The sequence below is a fragment of the Neobacillus notoginsengisoli genome, assembly GCF_003515685.1.
Taxonomy (GTDB): domain Bacteria; phylum Bacillota; class Bacilli; order Bacillales; family Cytobacillaceae; genus Bacillus_D; species Bacillus_D notoginsengisoli.
This window is the reverse complement of record NZ_QWEG01000002.1, coordinates 200,404-218,952: the sequence shown is the minus strand read 5'-3', so window position 1 is coordinate 218,952 and position 18,549 is coordinate 200,404. Positions and strand designations below refer to the sequence as shown.

The window sequence follows — 18,549 nt, the reverse complement described above, 5'->3', positions numbered from 1 at the left end:
CTTTTTAAAAGGCATTATTCTGAAGATATTCATTCCCCTTGAACATGCAGGAGATTAACACATCTAACTTAATGAATTTTTCACTAACGAAAATTTTGCAGTAGATTTAGTTGAAAATAGGAGGAACAAGTATGAATTTAGAAGACCCATTGTTGCTGCTCATCCTCATCGCAGCCAGCCTCGTCCTCAATCTCATCACACTCGTGCTCGTCATGATTCTCATGAAAAGGACCCGCGGCGCAAAAAAAGAAGCCAGCCAGCCGAGCAAAACATCGGGCGCAGCCCAAAAACCAATCGAATCCGGCATCATCTTCTGCCGCAGCTGCGGCTCCCAATACGACTCCGCCAAACCATCCTGCCCCCGCTGCCAAGCAGGATGAAGCAAGGGGACGGTTCTGCTGCTTCATTCGGGTCCCGAATGAAGCGCTGGAACCGTCCCCCTGCTTTGACACGAAATAGTCATTTTATCAGATTGTTTGGGTATTTCGGGGCTGTTAAGATAGATTTAACTATACTGATGTTGTTAATTGTAAATTTTTTGGGAGTTTGTTAAAAGGAGGTGGGCTGGGTGAAAAAGTTTTCATGGGTCAAGTCTGAGGCAGGGGTGACGTTGGTGGAGGTGTTGGCGTCGATTACGATTCTTTTTATTATTATTGTTTCGATGCTGCCTATGTTTGTACAGTCTACCCGTTCAAACAGTCACTCTAAAACAATTATGGATGCAACGTATGTGGCGGCAGCAAATATGGAAACGGTCTATCATTTTGTCTCGACTGAGCCCACCATCGACAGCGCGGCCACGAAGCTTGCGGGCCCTTCCAATCTATTTTTGCCAACGACAAAGGATTGCGCGGCGGCGGACAAATGCTTTGAGAAGTCGGACGGAGGCCATTATGTCTTCCTCCAATTAAAGCCCTCCGCCGCTAATCCCGACACTGTCCAACTTAAAGTAAAAGTCTACAAGGACAAGTCAAAGGCCATGAAGAAAGCGCAGATGGAAACGTTTGTACTTCGGAACAAGTAAGGAGGAGCTATTTTGCTAAAAAACCAAAAGGGGTTATCGTTGGTAGAATTGTTGGCTGGATTGGCACTCCTTTCTATGATTATGCTCCTTGCCAGCAGCATTCACTTATTCGGGCAAAAGCAGGCCATCAGCCAGTCAGCCCAAGTGCAGAATCAATCGGACGTCCGGCTCGCGCTCAAAATTTTGACGAAAGAAATCAGAAAAGCAACCAGTGTAACTGTGTCGAATAATACGTTAACGATTAATGATACGGACATATACAAGCTTGAAAAAGGCAATTTGACGAAAAATGGCGTTCCTATTATTTCAAATCTAAAGAATTTGTCTATCAAAATGGAAAATAATAAAGTTACCTTGTCTGTCACGGCGCTGGCTGCTTCAAATAGTCCGGAATCAACTTTGTCAACAGTCATCTATACAAGGAAATGAGTGGGAATATGGAAAAGCGGATCGGTTTTGCAAAAAATGAGCGTGGAATGGCGCTTGTCCTTGTCATGGTTGTGATGGTGGTCGTTTCAATGCTCGGACTCGGCATGATGGGGATGGCTGTAAACAATGTGAAAATGGGGACAGGCGAGCGGGATTACCAATCCGCCTACTATATTGCCGAAGCAGGCTCCGCTTATGGGATGAATGAGATCAGCAGCGTCATGAATAAAGCGTATGCAAAGGAGCAGACACTAGCAGGTTTTTTTGCCAATATCGATGCCGCCCTAAATTTGGGCAATGAAAAAACGGTTGATGGTTTTGAAGAATCCTTCGGCAAAAAACCAACCGCAAAAGTCAAAATTGAAAAGATCTCCAGTGATACGATTATTTCTTATACGAATGATTATAAAATCACTTCGGTTGGTACAATCGACAATCGGTCGCGGACGGTTGTAAGGATTGTGCATGTTTCCTGGAAGCCGAAAAGCGTTGTAACGATCCCGTCCAATACTGTTCTTTTTGCCAGGGACAGTATTGATATTGCGAACACGCCAATTACCGGAACGGTTGCGACGAATAGTACGGAAGCGAGCAATCAAGTCAAGATTACCGGGAGTAAATTTGAAAGGGAGCAGATGAAATACGATGCTAAAACGGCGACGGTGACTCCAGAGTTCCCGGCATTCCAAATTCCTTCGACTGCCGGATCATTTTCCGGCAATTTATTAACGATGGGAAAGGATATGGCGTTCAAAACTCTGATGGTGAATAGCTCGAGCACACTGACCATTAATGTCGGGGATTATAATCGGAATTTGATCGTGGAGCAACTGACCCTTGCATCCAATGCTAAAATAAAAATTATTGGAAAAGGGAAGCTGTCGATTTATGCAAAAAATATTACACTTGCCAGCGGTTCCGAAATCAATATTGATAAGGATACCAACAAGCTTTACGTATTTCTTGAAGGTCCGGGAACGACTATAAACGCTGGGATCATTTATGGGTCGATGTATGCGAAGGAGTTGAATTCCCAACTCATGGTCAATACCACCTCAGGGATTCAGGGGCATATTATTACGGGCGGCACCTCCCCAATCAAACTTGATGGCAACCCAATGCCTACTGCGAGAATGATTTTTGCGCCGAACGCCGAAATTACATTAGACGCCACCTTTTCAGGCTCCATCATCGCAAAATCAATCATCTCCAAAGGAGCGAACAAAGTAGGAACATTCGAATTCGTTCAAATCAACTACGAAAACTCGCCACTCTTCATGGATACCGGCACAGGAGCAAACCCAGTCCAAGACATCATCGTAAGCGACCCAGTCAGGGAAATAAATTGAGGCAGGGGACGGTTCCAGTGCATCATTCGACTCTCGAATGATGCGCTGGAACCGTCCCTTTGCTTCTTTTTTTATTGGTTTCCGAAAATTTTAACTTAATATTTTATTATTGGAAAACTAATATATTACTAGTTTTCAAGCGGTTTTATTATTGTTTTTTAGCATAAAAACGAACATTAAATAAAAATAAAATTCAAACATTCGTATTGACGGAAGGTGTTTATTTGAATACTATAGGGGAGTGTTGGATAAATAGACTCCATTATAAACGGAGGTTTGAGAGATGTTATTTAAAGAACAATATGAAGAAATTGCAGCTTTATCAAAACAAATTTTCAATAATCCCGAGCTGGGTTTCAAAGAATTTAAAACGAAAGCGACAGTCATCGATTTTTTGAAAAAAGTAAATCCGGCCATTGAACTGGAAGAGTTCAGCACGACCGGATTTAAAACGACACTAAACGCAGGAAAGAACCTGAACATTGCCTTCATTGCCGAGCTCGATGCCGTGTATGCGCCGAGCCACAAATGGTCCGATCCGGAAACCGGCGCCGCCCACAACTGCGGCCACTACACGCAGGTTGGGATTGCGCTCGCGCTTTACAGCTATCTGTTTAAGTCGGAAGCGTATAAAAACTTCGATTTCAACCTGACATTTGTGTTCGTTCCGGCCGAGGAGTATCTCGACCTCGCTTACCGCGCCAAATTGCTCGCTGAAGGGAAAATCAGCTATTACGGCGGCAAGCCGGAAGCGATGAAGTTGGGCGTTTTTGACGATATCGACGTTGGCATCTGTGTCCATGCGATGGGAGGCGAATTCCCAGAGCGGACGATTGAAGTCAACTGCGACCTGGCTGGATTTTTGTACAAGAAATACACGTTCAAGGGAAAAGCGAGCCATGCGGGGTTTGATCCGTTCTCTGGCAAAAATGCATACAGCATGTCAACGCTTTTTAATGTAGCGTTAGGACTCAGCCGCCAGCAGCTAAACGAACGTGAAATGGTGCGCATTAATCCAATTGTGATGGACTCGGATATGTCGACCAATGTCATCCCGAATCAAATTACCGTTGGCAGTGACATCAGGACGCAATCGATTGACTATATGAAGGAAGTCGTCAAGCGGATGGATGACGCCGCGCTCGGAAGTGCCCAGGCGCTGCAGGGAGAAGTGGAGCTTGAAACGCAGATGGGCTATCTGCCGTTCGTCCAGGACCGCTACTTGAATGAATTTGTCATCAGTACTTTTGAAAAGAATGACGAAATCGCGGCAATCAAAAACAACAACCCAATTAGTGCCGCCGGCGACATCGGGGACCTTTCCTATCTGTTCCCATGCATCCAGGTTGGCTACAGCGGTTTTACAGGCACGATTCACGGTGATGACTTCATTGATGTCGATCCCGAGTATATTTATGAAATATTTCCACGATTCATGGCTCAAGTTTTGGAAGAGATGAGTGGCAAAATCGACCGGGACAAGCTCTATAAACGTTCGTACGCCGAGTATGAAGTACTGCTTTCATCCATACTGGACTAGAAGGAGCGCCGCTTGGACTGCTCCAGCCGGGATGAAGCTCCCATTATTTGAACACAAATTTACATCAAGAGAGAGGCTTTGACGATGAAATCGAAATTTAGTTTTTTGCTCGTGTTTGTCCTGCTAGTCATTATAGCCGCGGAAATGATCGGCTTCCAGGCGATTCCGATTGGGAACGTTAAAATCGGCTTATTGCCGCTCGTTTTCGCCATCCTGATTACGATGGTGCTTGGGATTCCTTTTTTCAGAAAGGGAATTTTGCAAAAGGTTTACAGTCCTGGAAACGTGAAGTTTGCCAGTAAATATCTCATTTTTATTATGCTGCCGCTGATGGCAAGGTACGGAGCTGACGTCGCGCCGCACCTAAAGGAAATTGTGAAACTCGGTTGGATTTTCATTTTCCAGGAACTCGGAAACCTAGGAACAGTCCTTTTAGGCCTGCCGGTCGCGCTGTTCCTTGGCTTAAGACGTGAAGCAATTGGGGCGACACTCGGCCTGGGCCGTGAAGGCGAGCTTGCTTATATCACTGAAAAGTATACGTTGGATTCTGCAGAAGGACGCGGCGTTCTGTCGCTTTACATTATCGGCACCCTGTTTGGCGCCATCTTCTTTAGTATCCTCGCGCCAATCATGCTAGATTTAGGATTCCGGGTCGAGGCATTGGCGATCGCATCGGGCATGGGCTCTGCCAGCATGATGACCGCATCGTCCTCAAGCCTTGTCGCGCGGATTCCGGATATGCAAAGTACCATTTTGGCTTACGCATCGGCGAGCCAGCTGCTGACAAGCTTCCTCGGAACATTCACGATGGTGTTCCTGGCCGTTCCGCTGCAGCGCTTCATGTACCGTTTATTTGTAAGGGGTGAAAGATAATGGCCGCAGGCATGAATAAATACGTTAAATTCGGTTTGATTTTATTGCTCAGCATCGGACTAATTCTGTTCACCCAGCAAATCAAGCTTTTGAAAAATCCAGAATCAACCCCAATCTCGATCTTGACCATTTACGGCTTGATCACATTGTGGGCATTTTCTTTCATCGGTATCCTTATTTCTGATTTATCCAAAAAAGTTTCCCTGCGCTTTGTCCAGGATTTCCCGGTCCTCGGCTGGGTTGCGATTACATCGCTCATTTTCTGTTCCGCCTCTGATTGGTTCATCAAAGCCATTGGCGCAGTCGACTTCCTGTCGATTACAACCCCGATTCTCGCCTTTGCAGGAATCTCCGTTGCCGACCAGCTCGTCGACCTTAGGAAAACATCTTGGAAGGTTGCGATTGTAGCCGTCTTCGTCTTCATGGGCACCTACATCGGCAGCGCCCTCCTCGCCCAGTTTGGATTGTTTGTGTCAGGGCGATAAAACTAACATAATTAAATGCATTAATGAGTGCCTGGCACCCTAGTGGGACATTTAATGTCCCGATAGGGTGCCAGGCACTATATGTATGCTTCACCATTATAAAAGGAAGCAGGCCCTCCTGCTTCCTTCTCCATCCTCTTCCTTCCTCGACACTCACTGTCCTCCATAGCTGATCAAATTCGTAAAGATTCGGTACCCGCCTGGGACTTGGCCCTGGATTTGGCGGTAGAAGACTAAATTCGTATACAAGTATGTGCCCTTGCCGTACTTGGCCATAAGGATGCCGCCATCGAATGGCTCTTCGCCCGGGTCGGCCATGCTGACGAAGGTTTCATATTCCGGCGCCCAAACCATTGGATAGTACAGTCCGCGCTCCTGAACCCAGCCGGACCAGTCGCTGTCGGTGATGTTGTTCGGGTAGTTGAACAGCGGCGACTCAGGCTGAAGAACCGTTACTTTGGCATTTTCATCGGTAACCCGCCATTTGATTGACGGCGTGCCGATTGTTAGCGGATAAGGAGCGGTCGTGTCTTTGTTCCAGCCATCATCCGGCTTGTGGTACTGGACGACCAAGTGCCCGCCATTTGCCACGTATTCTTTTAGGCGTTCATTGTTAGCCCTCAAATCAGGGCGCGACAAGTAAGCCCGGATGCCGGTCACGATTGTATCGTATTGGCTCAGGTCAGCAGTAGCCAGATCGGCTTCGGTCAGCTTAGTTATATTCAGGCCGGCATTCAATAAGTAATCCGCCACCATGTCAAAGCCGCTTTCGATATAGCCGATTTTCAAGTCAGGATTCGTGAGGAGCTCAAACGCGACTCCGTTTACCTTGGCCGGGTATTGATAATAGAATGTACCGATATGCCCATAGCTGATTTCCTGGACAGTAGAACGAAATAATTTTCCTCCAACTTCCGCCACAGCATCAATCTCGAAATTTCCTTCCTCAATATCTGCTGGAGGAACGAGTGTAAAGCTGACCTCTTTTTCCTCAAGCTTTTTGGCAAAATTGACGACAGTCGAAGCGGGCGACACATCCCAGCCTGCCGGGACATTCAGCGCCACTTTCGCACTCGTTGCGCCATCATGGTAATTTTTCACCTTCACGGCAACGGGAATTTCGTCCTGCACATTGGCTGTGTTGACGACAAGATCCTCCGGCGACAAGGTCAAAGCGACATCAGGAAGGACTGCGATGGTTCCTTCAAGCTCTTTCACCTGGACGGTTTTGGCACCAGTTGATTCAAAGCTGACAGCGGCCCGGATGGCAGCTTCATCGTACGCATGGTAGTCTTTCGCATCCTCCGGGACAGCCACTTCAAATTTCAGCGTTGCTGCTTCACCCGCACCAAGATCGCCCACTGATCTAGTACCGGAAACCTTCCAGCCATTAGGCACGAGCAGGTTAACCGCCGCGTTTTTCAAATCCTTGCTGCCATTGTTTTTAAGATTGACTGTCACTGTTGTTGTTTGGCCTTTTGTCAAGATGTTGTCTGCCGCTTTAGCGACAACGTCTAGACTTGATGCTTCGAAGCTTGCTACCTGAAGCTGCTCTTTCTTCAATGAGAGCTTGTGGAGGAGGTCATTTTTTAATGATGCCTCAAGCTTGGCGCTTTCTGTTTTTGCCAAAAGCCGTTCGACATCCTTGAGAGCCTTCTGGCTTTTCACGAACACGTTCTCCCTGCTCGGGTATGCGTATATAATCGCATCTAAGTCTGCCTGAAACTTCGTATATTGGACTTTCAAGTCATTGGCGTTTTTCGGCAAAACTTCGGCCCACTCTTTGAAGTTAAAAGGAATCCCTGCGAACAGGCTTCTGTCACCATTTGTATCAACCGCGGATTTCACGAGTTTAAGATGGGTTTGCCTTGGCGCGACCGGTATGTCGTTCCCCATGCCCTGGCTTTTGTGCAAATAGCGCGACTGCTCACCGAGCTGCGGATAGGACATGCCGTAGACGGGATCGAACATGCCAATTTCAATTGAGGTTGTCGCATCGTCCTTCGCAACTGGAAGGTAGAACTTCTTCACCTGCCAGACAGACAAGCCTTCTTTTAATTGCCCAGGATAGACCGCCGGATCAGCGGCATCCTTGAACGCTTTCTCGCTCAGGATCGTCATCGCGCGGTGGTGGCCGTGCTGGGTATCAACGTCTAGGAAGGAAGGCATGACAATATCAGGCTGATAGATCCGGATGAAGCGGATCAGCCGCTCATACGTCACGTCTTCTCCCCATTTTTCCAGCGTTTCAACGGGGCTTTTTGAAAAACCGAAGTCATAAATGTCATCTGTGGTTGTCTCGCTGAGGTGGTAGGCCTTTACTCCTGTAATCTTGGCGGCCTCAATCATCTCCCGCGAACGGATAGTCCCGAGGGCGTTACCGAGTTCCAGGCCGATTTCATTTTGCCCGCCCTCACCGCGGTTCGCAATCAGGCTCGATGTTTTCACACCAAGGCCCCTTGACAAATAGGCGAGGAAATCGCTTCTTTCATCATCCGGATGGGCACCGGTATTCACGAACGTAACGGTAGTTCCCAATGGTTTCACAACATTCCATAGGTCGGCATCAGGCTCGCTTGCTTTGGCGGCGCCGCCCGAAAACGGCAGAAGGGTGATGACGAGGAGAAGGGACAGCACTACACTTAAATACTTCTTCAAATTTTGTAACCCCTTTCATTATTTTCTTCCAGGCCTCATAAGGATGTTAGTTAAATCGACTAACTAACTTGGCAAAACTGTCCCTTAAGAAATAGCATACCGATAAACAAAAGTAAATATTTCAATATTGGGAAAATTATAATATAGGAGATACGACCTAATCTTACATACTTCAATAAATTCTGAATATTAATACTTGTAAACGATTTCAATATTAGTTATAGTTTGGTTAATTAGTAGATTTTACTAACCAACCTATAAGGCCGTGATGGAATTGAGCAAAACAAAAATGACAGTGAAGCAGAAGAATAAAAAGAAAGTCCTGAATTGCATCCGTGACCATTCACCGATTTCGAGAGCGGAAATTGCTGTGAAGGCGCGAATCAGTAAACCAACCGTCTCGATGCTTGTCGATGACCTCATCCAGGAAAAGCTTATTTTTGAAAAAGGGATCGGCGAATCGTCGTCCCAAGGGGGAAGAAGGCCGATTCAGCTTTATTTCAACGAAAAAGCGTTCTTTATTATTGGGACTGATATTGGCGGGACGAAGGTGAAAACAACCATTTGTGACCTCGGAGGGAATATTGTTGCCTCATGCAGCTTCAAAACTGTGCAGTATTTAAAATCCGGGCTGTTGAAGCAGATCGCAAAAGAAATTGACGCCATGATTGACAAAAACAGCATTGACCGCAGCAAAATTCTTGGCATGGGAGCGGGGGTTCCCGGCATTACAGAAACAAATCGGGGCATCGTGGTGGAGGCGCCAAGTCTGAACTGGATCCGCTATCCGTTTATTCAGGAAGCAAAACAGTTTTTCACATTTCCGGTGTATGTCGACAATGACGTCAATGTTGCCGCACTCGGGGAGCAGTGGCTCGGTAATGCCAGAAATAAGCGAAATGTATTGTTTATTGCCGTCGGAACAGGAATTGGCAGTGGAATTATCATCCATAACCAGCTTTATCGCGGTTCAACGTATGCCGCTGGAGAGCTTGGCTATATGGTTACTGATAAGAATGAAATGAAGGGTGATTTTACGCCGGTTTTCCACCGGTATGGCTACCTGGAAAGCGTGGCGGGAGGCAAGGCGATTGGTGCGCGATTGACAAAGGCTGTTCTTGAAGATCCGGAGCATCCGCTTTACGCTGAGGCAATGGAGTCGGAACTGCCTGGTGAAATGGCGTTTAAGCTTGCGAAAACCGGTGATAAAACGGCCATGGCTGTTTTGGCGGAGGCTATCCAGCACCTGGCTTATGGAATTATCAACGCAGCAAGCCTACTTAATCCGGAAGTGATTATTTTGGGAGGTGGTGTGTTAAAGTCTGCTGATTTGCTTTTGCCAAAATTAACGGAAATTGTCAACCAGTATCTTCCTAGTTCGGTAGAATTAAAGATTTCTCAACTTGGCGATCATGCAGGCGCGCTAGGAGCTGTCTCATTGTTCTTGCGGGAACACGAAACGATTTTCAAAATTTAAAGGTTAGGGGGAATTTTTGTGAAAAAGAAAAAGGTTTCAGCCTTAATGGCACTGACAATGTCCGCTTCCTTACTATTGGCAGCCTGCGGGGGGAATGACGAAGGCTCGGGCAACAAGAAATCTTCAGGTGATGCGGGGGCCGACAAGGAAAAGCTTGAAGAAAAAGTTGTAATTTACTCGCCGCATGGCAAGGATATTTTGTCAAAATTCGAGCAGCAGTTCGAAAGCAAATACGATGTGGATGTTGAGTGGCTTGACATGGGATCCCAGGAAGTCCTTGACCGAATTCGTTCCGAAAAGAACAATCCGCAGGCCGACATATGGTGGGGCGCTCCTTCGGTGAACTTCGACCAGGCCAAAGATGAGGGGCTTCTTGAGCCATATGAGCCATCCTATTCAGGCAACCTTGCCGAAAGTTTCCATGACCCTGACTGGCACTGGTCCGGTACAAGCCAGACCCCTGAAGTTATCATGTACAACAGCAAGCAGCTAAAGAAGGAAGATGCGCCGAAGGATTGGGACGAGCTGCTTGATCCGAAGTGGAAGGACAAAATCATCATCCGCTATCCGCTTGCATCCGGTACAATGAGGACGATTTTCTCGGCGATGATTTACCGTGACTTCAAGGATTCCAATGATCCAAAAGCAGGCTATGAGTGGCTTAAGAAGCTTGATGCGAATACAAAGGAATATGCCGCGAACCCTGAAATGATGTACAACAAGGTTGCCAAAGGCGAAGGTGTCCTCTCCGTCTGGGCGATGCCGGATGTTGTCAACTTGAAGGAGAACAAGAACTATCCGTTTGAGTTCATTATTCCGGAAAGTGGGACGCCAGTTTTGACAGAAGGAATTGCAAAAGTAAAAGGCGCGAAGCATCCAAAAGCTGCTGAAGCTTTCTATGAGTTTGTAAATACACCTGAAGCCGCGAAGCTTCTGGCTGAAGAGTTCTATCGGATCCCAACGAGGGATGATGTAAAGGATCTGCCAAAATGGATCACCGATACTGAAATCAAACCGATGGACATCGACTGGAAAGTATTCCAGAAGGAAAGCGACGGCTGGATGAAGTATTGGGATGAAAACATTAAGAGTGGAGAGAAAGAAATCAAAGAATAGGAAGTGTACTCGGTATGGCGTCAATTAAAATTGAGAATGTCCAAAAAGCCTTCGGAAAAGTGGTTGCAGTCGATCAGTTGAATCTTGAAATTAATGATGGCGAATTTTTCACGTTTCTTGGCCCGAGTGGTTGCGGCAAGACAACAACGCTCAGGATGATCGCCGGCTTCTATTATCCGACAAAAGGTGTCGTGCGGTTTGGCGATAAGGATATGACGCGAGTACCTCCAGAAAAAAGAAATACGGGCATGGTTTTTCAAAACTATGCCCTTTTTCCCCACATGACGGTTTTTGAGAATGTCGCCTATGGTTTGAGAGTGAGAAAAGTAGGCTCGGCAGCATTGAAAGCCCGTGTCCAGGAGGTTCTTCGCAAAGTGAGGCTCGACCAGTATTCCGGTCGCCAAGTTAGCCAGTTGAGCGGAGGGCAGCAGCAGCGTGTCGCGCTCGCCCGGGCATTGGTGATTGAGCCGGAAATCCTGCTTCTTGATGAGCCGCTCAGCAATCTCGACGCCAAGCTTCGGGATGAAATGCGGAGCGAGATTTTACGGCTGCAAAAGGAGTATAAGATTACTACGATCTATGTCACGCACGATCAGGCGGAAGCTCTGTCAATGAGCGACCGAATTGCTGTATTCAACTTCGGGGTCTGCCACCAGGTCGGGACGCCGTCTGAAATCTACAACGAACCGGCCAATGACTTCGTTGCCGGGTTCATCGGTGAAATCAATCTTTTGCCGGTGGAAATCGATAAAATTGAAAACGAACAAGTGACCGTATCTGCCAGGACTGGCGCCAATACGAAGAAGCTTGTTGTACATAATCATCCGTTTAATTTCAAGCCTGAAGGCAAGGGCGCCGTGTCGTTGTCAATCCGCCCTGAATCGATCAAGCTTCACAGCGAGGCGGCAGACAGGCCAAATGTGTTCCGCGGCAAGGTCGAGGAGGTCGAGTTTTTCGGCTCGCTTGTCAATGTGACGGTCAATCTCGATGGCGTGCTTCTCCAGGTGAACATGCTGAACAATGTGAAAACGAACCTGCAGCCTGGCGCGGAAGTTTGGGCGGAGCTGCCTAAGGACCAGATTCGGATTATCCCGGTCGTGAGTGGTGAGGACGTATGATCAGAAACCGTGATACTCGGTTCACTGTCCTCCTGCTTATCCCGGTTCTGCTCGTCCTGTTCGCCTACGTGCTCTATCCATCAATCCGTACTTTCATCGAGAGCCTGGACAAAGGCGGCAGCTTAAGCTTTGGAAACTACGAGGATTTCTTTATCCAGGAATCGCGGACGAACCTTCAGGCGCTTTGGAATTCGGTTTATATTTCTGTGCTGAGTGTTTTGCTTAGCGCGCTGATTGGGATTCCGCTCGCGTTCATCTTCAACCGCTATGAGTTCCCGGGCCGCGGCTTTTTCGCCTCGGCTGCAATCATGCCGATTGTCCTGCCTTCGCTAGTTGGCGTCATGGCGTTCATGTTTTTATACGGAGAATCGGGTTTGATTCCGAATGCGATTAAAGATTTTTTCGGCCTTGAAAAGGTTCCGTTCAAAATCGGGGGCGTGTCGGGCATCCTGATCGTGCATGCGTATACGATGTATGTGTATTTCTATATGACCGTCTCATCGGCGATAAACAAAATCGACCCATCGCTCGAGGAGGCGGCCTACAATCTCGGGGCGAGCAGGTACAAGGTATTCAGACAGATCACGTTCCCGCTTTTGACACCGGCTATCGTCGCCGCATCGCTACTCGTTTTTATGATTTCAATGGCTTCCTTCAGCGCGCCGTTTTTGCTCGCGGGAGGGTATCGCGTCTTAAGCTTACAGATTTATTTTTCAAAATTGAACGGCGATATGGAGATTGCCGCGACCCAGTCGGTCATCCTGTCAATCGTGTCGATTGCATTCCTTTTGTTCATGCGCTGGTACCAGAACCGGAAGGATTACCGGATGGCTTCAAAAGGGATTGGCGCACACCGGAGCGAAGTGAAAAACCCGGTCATGAAATGGATTTTAGTAGCGGTCGGGGTCCTTGGCGTTATTGTCCTGCTGCTGCCGCATTTCACCATCCTGCTTCTGTCGCTCGTGCCGGACGGAACATGGACATGGCAGACGTACCCATCGGTGTTCAATTTTGAAAACTACCGGCTGCTGTTCCAGGATCCGAACATCTTTAAGCCACTAAAAAACAGCTTGATCCTGTCGTTTATCGCGACTGCCGGGAATTTAGTGTTCGGGGTGCTGACGTCGTATTTGCTCGTCAAGCGGAAGTTTGTCGGCAAAAGCTTCGTTGATATCCTTGTAATGATTCCTTGGGCGCTGCCTGCGACCGTCATCGGGATGAACTTGATTTTCGCGTTTAACGAGCCGACGATTTTTACATTCGGCAACATCTTGGTCGGAACGTTTTGGATTCTGCCGCTCGCCTACTTCATTCGCCACATCCCGCTCGTCGTCCGCTCGACAAATGCGGTGCTCGAGCAGCTCGATGACTCGATTGAAGAGGCGTCAAGGAGCCTTGGGGCAAAATGGTTCTACACGTTCAGGAAAGTCATTTTGCCAATCATCATGCCAGGGGTACTGGCCGGAACCTTGCTTGCGTTCGTTGAATCGGTTGGTGAATTCCCGACATCGGTCCTGCTTTACACGATTTCAAACAGGCCAATCTCAATTGAAATCATGAACCAGCTGCGCATGTTCAACATGGGCCAGGCCGCTGCCTACGGGATGATCCAAATCGGCCTCATCGCGCTCGTCCTGTTTATTTCGAACAGATTCTTCGGTGTGAAGGCGGAGAATTCGTTGTCGTAGGGATCGGTTGCTGGGAGCAGTCGCTTTTTAAGAGTGCTAGTTTGAAAGATTTGGGAACTGAATTTTTGCAAAAAATAACATTGGAGTGCGGTTTTGCGGGAAGAGTAAACGGTTTAAGAGTGTCAATTCGCAAAAGGGTAAACGTTTAAAGAGTGCCATTCTGCAAAGGGGTAAACGTTTTAAGGATGCACTTTTGCAAAAGGTGGCCTGTGGTGGAGGGTGGCTAGTGATTTCGAGTGTTTTACATGAAGGTAATGATAGTGATAATTCACTATAAGTTGTTTGTTATATAGTGAATTAGTGTGGTGGGATGACTATAAACAGATAGTTATCCTCAGACGCCGACTAGTAAGGTGCACAAGGCAGACTAGTCATTTTCTCTGCTAATAAGGAGATTCACTATCAAACAACTAGCAAAATTTCACTAGTCCCCACTCACTCAACCTATCAAGCTCGCTAAAACTGGGACAAAAAATGTCCCGCTGTGGTGCCAGGCACCAATGCTATAAAGCTTTTCAAAAATGGAGATGAAATTGTGAGTAAACTAAAAGGTTTTATCCGGGATGAAGGAGCGGCTTTTCCAGGGAAGACGTATGTGGAAAAGCTGCTGAAGCCTGTTTTTAATGACCAGAGGGATTACTTGTTCGACGTGATGTTCGATATTCACCGCGCCCATGTGATTATGCTGGCGGAGCAGGGGATTGTGCCGAACTCCGAAGCGAAGGTGATGCTTGAAGGCATCAATAAGGTCGGGCAGTCGGACAGGACACTGCTCGCCTATCAGCCTGAGTTCGAGGATTTGTTTTTCATGATGGAAGCAAGGATCGGCGAGGAAATCGGCGAGGAGCTGGCCGGAAAAATCCATATCGGCCGGAGCCGGAATGATATGGGGATCGCAATGTACCGCCTCGTGCTCCGGGAACATCTGCTGAATCTTCTCGGCAGTGCGTATCGCCTGAGCGAAGCGCTCCTTGAACAGGCAGAGCGGAACACGGATACGTACATGACAGGCTACACGCATACCCAGCCGGCACAGCCGACGACGCTTGGCCACTATTTCCTCGCCATTTATGATGTTTTGCAAAGGGATATAAAACGGTTGTGGTCCGCATACGAAACGGTCAACCAATCCTCGCTCGGCGCAGCGGCTTTAACGACTACCGGATTTCCAATCAGCAGGGATCGGACCCGTGAGCTGCTTGGCTTCGATAAGATCATTGAGAATTCGTATGACTGCATCGGCGGGGCGGATTACCTGCTCGAAACGTCGACCGCGCTGATGACGTGCATGATCAATACCGGCAGATGGATCCAGGATTTCCTTCAGCATGTCACAAGGGAATTCGGCACTTTCTATGTCGCCGACCCGTACGTCCAATGCAGCAGCATCATGCCGCAAAAACGTAACCCGGTTTCGATTGAGCATTCACGATCGATTGCGAGCTCCGCATACGGGGAAGCGTTGGCTGCCGTTAACATGATCCATAATACTCCGTTCGGGGACATCGTTGACACGGAGGACGACTTGCAGCCGCACCTGTACCGGGCTTTCAATAACGCCAACCGGGTGATGGCGCTCATGTATGCTGTCATTGCGACGTTGAAGGTAAACAAGGAACATGCCCTGGAAATGGCCCGGAAATCGAGTATCACCATAACCGAACTGGCCGACACACTCGCCAGGGACTATGGCATTTCCTTCCGAAAAGCGCATTCCATCGCCAGCTATATTTCAAAGGAAACGATTAAACAGGGCAAAGAGCTTTATGAATGGAACATTGAGGATATTAACGAAGCGATTGGACAGTTCGTCGATGTTAAGCTGACAGAAGATGAATGGCAAAAAATCATCTCACCGGAATACTTCGTTAAAATTCGCAGCATCCAAGGCGGGCCAAGCCCGAAAGAAGTAGAGCGCATGATTGGCGAACGGAAAACCAACCTTGCTAGCGGGATGGGAGAATACGACCAGGTAGTGGAAAGGCTTAAGGAAAAACGGGAGCAGCTGCTAGAGTATTCAATCGGCTAGAGGATGCACCTGATTTAGTTAGGCTAAATGGATAAAGCAGAATGAGGCACTGGAACCGTCCCCGTGCCTCATTCTGCTTTACTTATTTGTAGATGACGATGCCGCCGACGGATTTGTCGGTTGCTTGGGCGTTGACGCGGATTTTGAGGCCGTATTTGCCGATTTCGCGTCCTGCGTCTGGCATGTATGGATTTAGGTATGAGTTGCTGTCGTCGAATAGGCTTGCTCTTTCTAATGAATCAAGGTTTAAGGTTTGTGTCGGATAAATCAGGTTCAATCCGGAGGTTGGATTCAGGCCAAAAGCTGCGTCTGCGATATGGAAGCGTGTTGATGCCTGAACCGGATCTTTTCCGAAGACATTCCATTTTAAGTCGGTTGCCGGGTGGGCATCGACGACTCCGAGGAAGCCTTTGCCTGGATGGGTTCCTGTCCAGTTGTCTGTGTAGGTTGGATCAACGTACCAGACGACGAGGCCGCCATCGTAGCTCATCAGCGAGTTGCCGCGCTTGATGTTGGCAAGCCCTTTGTCAACGCCGGCGTGGTTCCGCCATTCGAGCAGATAATAGTGATCGCCATTTTTGATTCCATCTGATTTTGTAAAGCCGTTTAACGTAAAGGCTGAAGCCGCTTCAGCACCGTCTTCAATGATTGTTTTGCCGTCTGCAACTACTTTAATGTTATCGACATAAAACCCTTCCTGAGAGGAAGCCCAGTCTGTAGCATAGCGAAGGCGAAGTTTAATCTCTTGCCCCTTATAATCGGAAAGGTCGAAGCTCTGCGCCTGCCATCCGTTTGAATTGCCCGTAAAGCCCGGCATGGAATTAAGGATGGTCGGATAACCCTGGGATGTGACATCAGAACGGGTATTGGCGTTTCCTAGTGACTTCCATGTAGCACCGCCGTCAGTAGAAACCTGGACGAAAGCAAAATCCCATTGCTCTTCAATATCATACCAGGTATCAAAAGTCAAAGTTGCCGAGGATTTCCCGGTCAGGTCAACATCTGTCACCATGTTTGTATCGCTTTCATCTTTCTGCCCGCCCCAGTATTCATAGTTGCCTGCAGCCGGAGTGTTAATCTTCATCCCTTTTTGCGGGAGATTAACCTTAATCATGTTCGCATTTTTTCCATTAGGCGAATTGGATTGATCAAGCAGGAACTGTGTTCCTTTTGCTGAAACATCTTTCATATCGATTGTTGGGAAATCGCTGGACCAGTTGCCTCCAAGATAGGATTGGAAGTATTCTTTTGCAAAAGGAGAGAATCCTGTAGGTTCTGCGCCCGGAATTTTGCCGGCCCAGGAACCGCTTGCCATGATTGACCAGTAGGCAACGGCCTCGCCAGTGCCTGAATACATCGTGTCGTATTCATCTGGAAGTCCCAGGTCATGCCCGTATTCGTGGGCAAAAACTCCGGTCGCTCCGTCTTCCGGCATGATGGTGTAATCATAAAATCCTGGCACTCCTTTTCCCAAGCCATCTGGATCATAGAAAACAGCGGAACGGTGTGACCATATCGCATTGTCGCCAAGTGAACCGCCGCCGGCTTCCTGTCCCATACCCGCATGGATAATCATCAAGTGGTCGACCAGTCCATCCGGCTCGAGAAGATTGCCGTCTCCGTCCAGGTCATGAGGGTCTTCAAGGTCATAGTCTTGAAGAGGAATGCCCGCCGCTTTCGCTGCATCGTACGTATCTTTTACCAATTTGCTTGATCCGCCTGGACTCACGTTGTCATGCCCGGTTTTCCCATCTGCTCCGTAAAATGCGGCAGTTCCGGGAACCTTCAACCAGCCGTAAGCTTTCCCGTCAACTGTATAGGTTCCGCCGGATTGCTGCTCGTAAAATTGTTTCATCGATACTAAATTTTCTCCGTTCGGGCCTTTGACGCCATTTTTGCCAAAAATCATATCTTCATAGTGTGAAAGTGGATAGTCCTTATAGTAGTTATCTGTTTCATCAGGCTTGATTTTGTTATGTTCAAAATCCGCATATTCTACAGTCAGGACGAGGACTTTGTCCTTTCGTACAGATTTGGTGTTTGGTGATTCTGAAACCGGATCCGGATTTCCCTTTAAGTGTCCGTTTTTCTCGCCTTTTCCGTTTAAAAGGCCGTTGTTGAAGCCTTTAAACTTTTTCTGCTTTTTGGCTTCACCTGCTTTTGCTTTAGCGGCCAATGGATCTGCCTGCTTCGTGGCAGCCGGCTTCCCTTTTATTGTGAGATAGTTTTTGAGGAATTGCTGCTTGTCTGATTCTGAGACATCCTTGGAAAGCAGGCCTCTCTTAATGAACGACTCTATTAATTTCTCATCGTTCACGATTGCTAAATCCAGTGAACTTTTTGTTGTTGACGATCCGGCCTCCACTTTATGTAGGTTGACCTCTTTTGGTACATAGGCAGCTGCCGGGCTGGCAAAAACCGCTCCAGCAAGCATGACAGCTGATAAACTAGTTTTCCATAAGCTCTTCAAATACTATCCCCCCAAAGTGTTTTTGATTTGGTACAATAAAATAATATTCTGAAAACTAATTCATAACAAGAATTTCTGTTCATCAATTAATGACAGTAAATTGAATTAAATTCCAACATAGCCCATTTTTGTCGATGTACAAACTTAGTGACGGCAGGATTGCAAAAATGGAGGAAGAATTTAATAGCGCCTTTATTAGGAAAATTCAAAAAACGATATTGACAATTTGCTTATTCGGTGTAAAATTACACTAAATGATAATCGTAAAGGTGTGGGATGTTTTCATTCATAAA

The 18,549-nt window shown here is 47.5% G+C and carries 14 protein-coding genes; 12 read left to right on the top strand and 2 right to left on the bottom strand.

Annotated elements, in window-relative coordinates; translation table 11 throughout:
• Window positions 1-131 precede the first annotated feature (131 nt).
• The 7 genes from D1B31_RS03830 to D1B31_RS03800 all read left to right on the top strand — a co-directional run bounded on the left by D1B31_RS03830 (window position 132) and on the right by D1B31_RS03800 (window position 5,700).
• Window positions 132-380, top strand: coding sequence for a hypothetical protein (locus D1B31_RS03830; protein ID WP_118919422.1), 249 nt, complete (start codon window positions 132-134; stop codon window positions 378-380).
• 188 nt (window positions 381-568) lie between these two features.
• A complete protein-coding gene (locus D1B31_RS03825; RefSeq protein ID WP_118919421.1) occupies window positions 569-1,024 on the top strand; it encodes a type IV pilus modification PilV family protein in 456 nt (151 codons plus the stop codon).
• A 12-nt stretch (window positions 1,025-1,036) separates the two neighbouring features.
• Window positions 1,037-1,453: a PilW family protein gene (locus D1B31_RS03820; protein WP_158587432.1), complete on the top strand. Its 417-nt coding sequence runs from the start codon at window positions 1,037-1,039 to the stop codon at window positions 1,451-1,453.
• Between the two features lie 8 nt (window positions 1,454-1,461).
• The gene (locus tag D1B31_RS03815; protein ID WP_158587431.1) at window positions 1,462-2,802 is read left to right on the top strand and encodes a PilX N-terminal domain-containing pilus assembly protein; all 1,341 of its coding nucleotides are present in this window, start codon (window positions 1,462-1,464) and stop codon (window positions 2,800-2,802) included.
• A gap of 283 nt (window positions 2,803-3,085) precedes the next feature.
• On the top strand, window positions 3,086-4,342 hold the full coding sequence (locus tag D1B31_RS03810) for a M20/M25/M40 family metallo-hydrolase (RefSeq protein WP_118919418.1): 1,257 nt from the start codon (window positions 3,086-3,088) through the stop codon (window positions 4,340-4,342).
• An 84-nt stretch (window positions 4,343-4,426) separates the two neighbouring features.
• Complete coding sequence (locus tag D1B31_RS03805; RefSeq protein ID WP_118919417.1) at window positions 4,427-5,215, top strand: DUF3100 domain-containing protein; 789 nt, start codon at window positions 4,427-4,429, stop codon at window positions 5,213-5,215.
• Window positions 5,215-5,700: a hypothetical protein gene (locus tag D1B31_RS03800; protein WP_118919416.1), complete on the top strand. Its 486-nt coding sequence runs from the start codon at window positions 5,215-5,217 to the stop codon at window positions 5,698-5,700. The genes D1B31_RS03805 and D1B31_RS03800 overlap by 1 nt, the downstream gene beginning before the upstream one ends.
• 153 nt (window positions 5,701-5,853) lie before the next feature.
• Here the strand turns inward: D1B31_RS03800 and D1B31_RS03795 are convergent, their stop codons facing one another.
• Window positions 5,854-8,358, bottom strand: coding sequence for an NEW3 domain-containing protein (locus tag D1B31_RS03795; protein ID WP_118919415.1), 2,505 nt, complete (start codon window positions 8,356-8,358; stop codon window positions 5,854-5,856).
• A gap of 274 nt (window positions 8,359-8,632) precedes the next feature.
• Here D1B31_RS03795 and D1B31_RS03790 point away from each other — a divergent pair, with 274 nt between their 5' ends.
• The 5 genes from D1B31_RS03790 (at window position 8,633) to argH (ending at window position 15,786) form a co-directional block, all read left to right on the top strand.
• On the top strand, window positions 8,633-9,835 hold the full coding sequence (locus tag D1B31_RS03790) for an ROK family transcriptional regulator (RefSeq protein WP_240035151.1): 1,203 nt from the start codon (window positions 8,633-8,635) through the stop codon (window positions 9,833-9,835).
• A gap of 45 nt (window positions 9,836-9,880) precedes the next feature.
• The gene (locus D1B31_RS03785; RefSeq protein WP_118919578.1) at window positions 9,881-10,951 is read left to right on the top strand and encodes an extracellular solute-binding protein; all 1,071 of its coding nucleotides are present in this window, start codon (window positions 9,881-9,883) and stop codon (window positions 10,949-10,951) included.
• Between the two features lie 14 nt (window positions 10,952-10,965).
• On the top strand, window positions 10,966-12,069 hold the full coding sequence (locus tag D1B31_RS03780; protein WP_118919414.1) for an ABC transporter ATP-binding protein: 1,104 nt from the start codon (window positions 10,966-10,968) through the stop codon (window positions 12,067-12,069).
• A complete protein-coding gene (locus tag D1B31_RS03775) occupies window positions 12,066-13,757 on the top strand; it encodes an ABC transporter permease (RefSeq protein WP_118919413.1) in 1,692 nt (563 codons plus the stop codon). The genes D1B31_RS03780 and D1B31_RS03775 overlap by 4 nt, the downstream gene beginning before the upstream one ends.
• 535 nt (window positions 13,758-14,292) lie before the next feature.
• Complete coding sequence (argH, locus tag D1B31_RS03770; RefSeq protein WP_118919412.1) at window positions 14,293-15,786, top strand: argininosuccinate lyase; 1,494 nt, start codon at window positions 14,293-14,295, stop codon at window positions 15,784-15,786.
• An 82-nt stretch (window positions 15,787-15,868) separates the two neighbouring features.
• On the opposite strand, the gene D1B31_RS03765 is transcribed toward argH, so the two are convergent.
• Window positions 15,869-18,256, bottom strand: coding sequence for an immune inhibitor A domain-containing protein (locus D1B31_RS03765; protein WP_118919411.1), 2,388 nt, complete (start codon window positions 18,254-18,256; stop codon window positions 15,869-15,871).
• Window positions 18,257-18,549 lie beyond the last annotated feature (293 nt).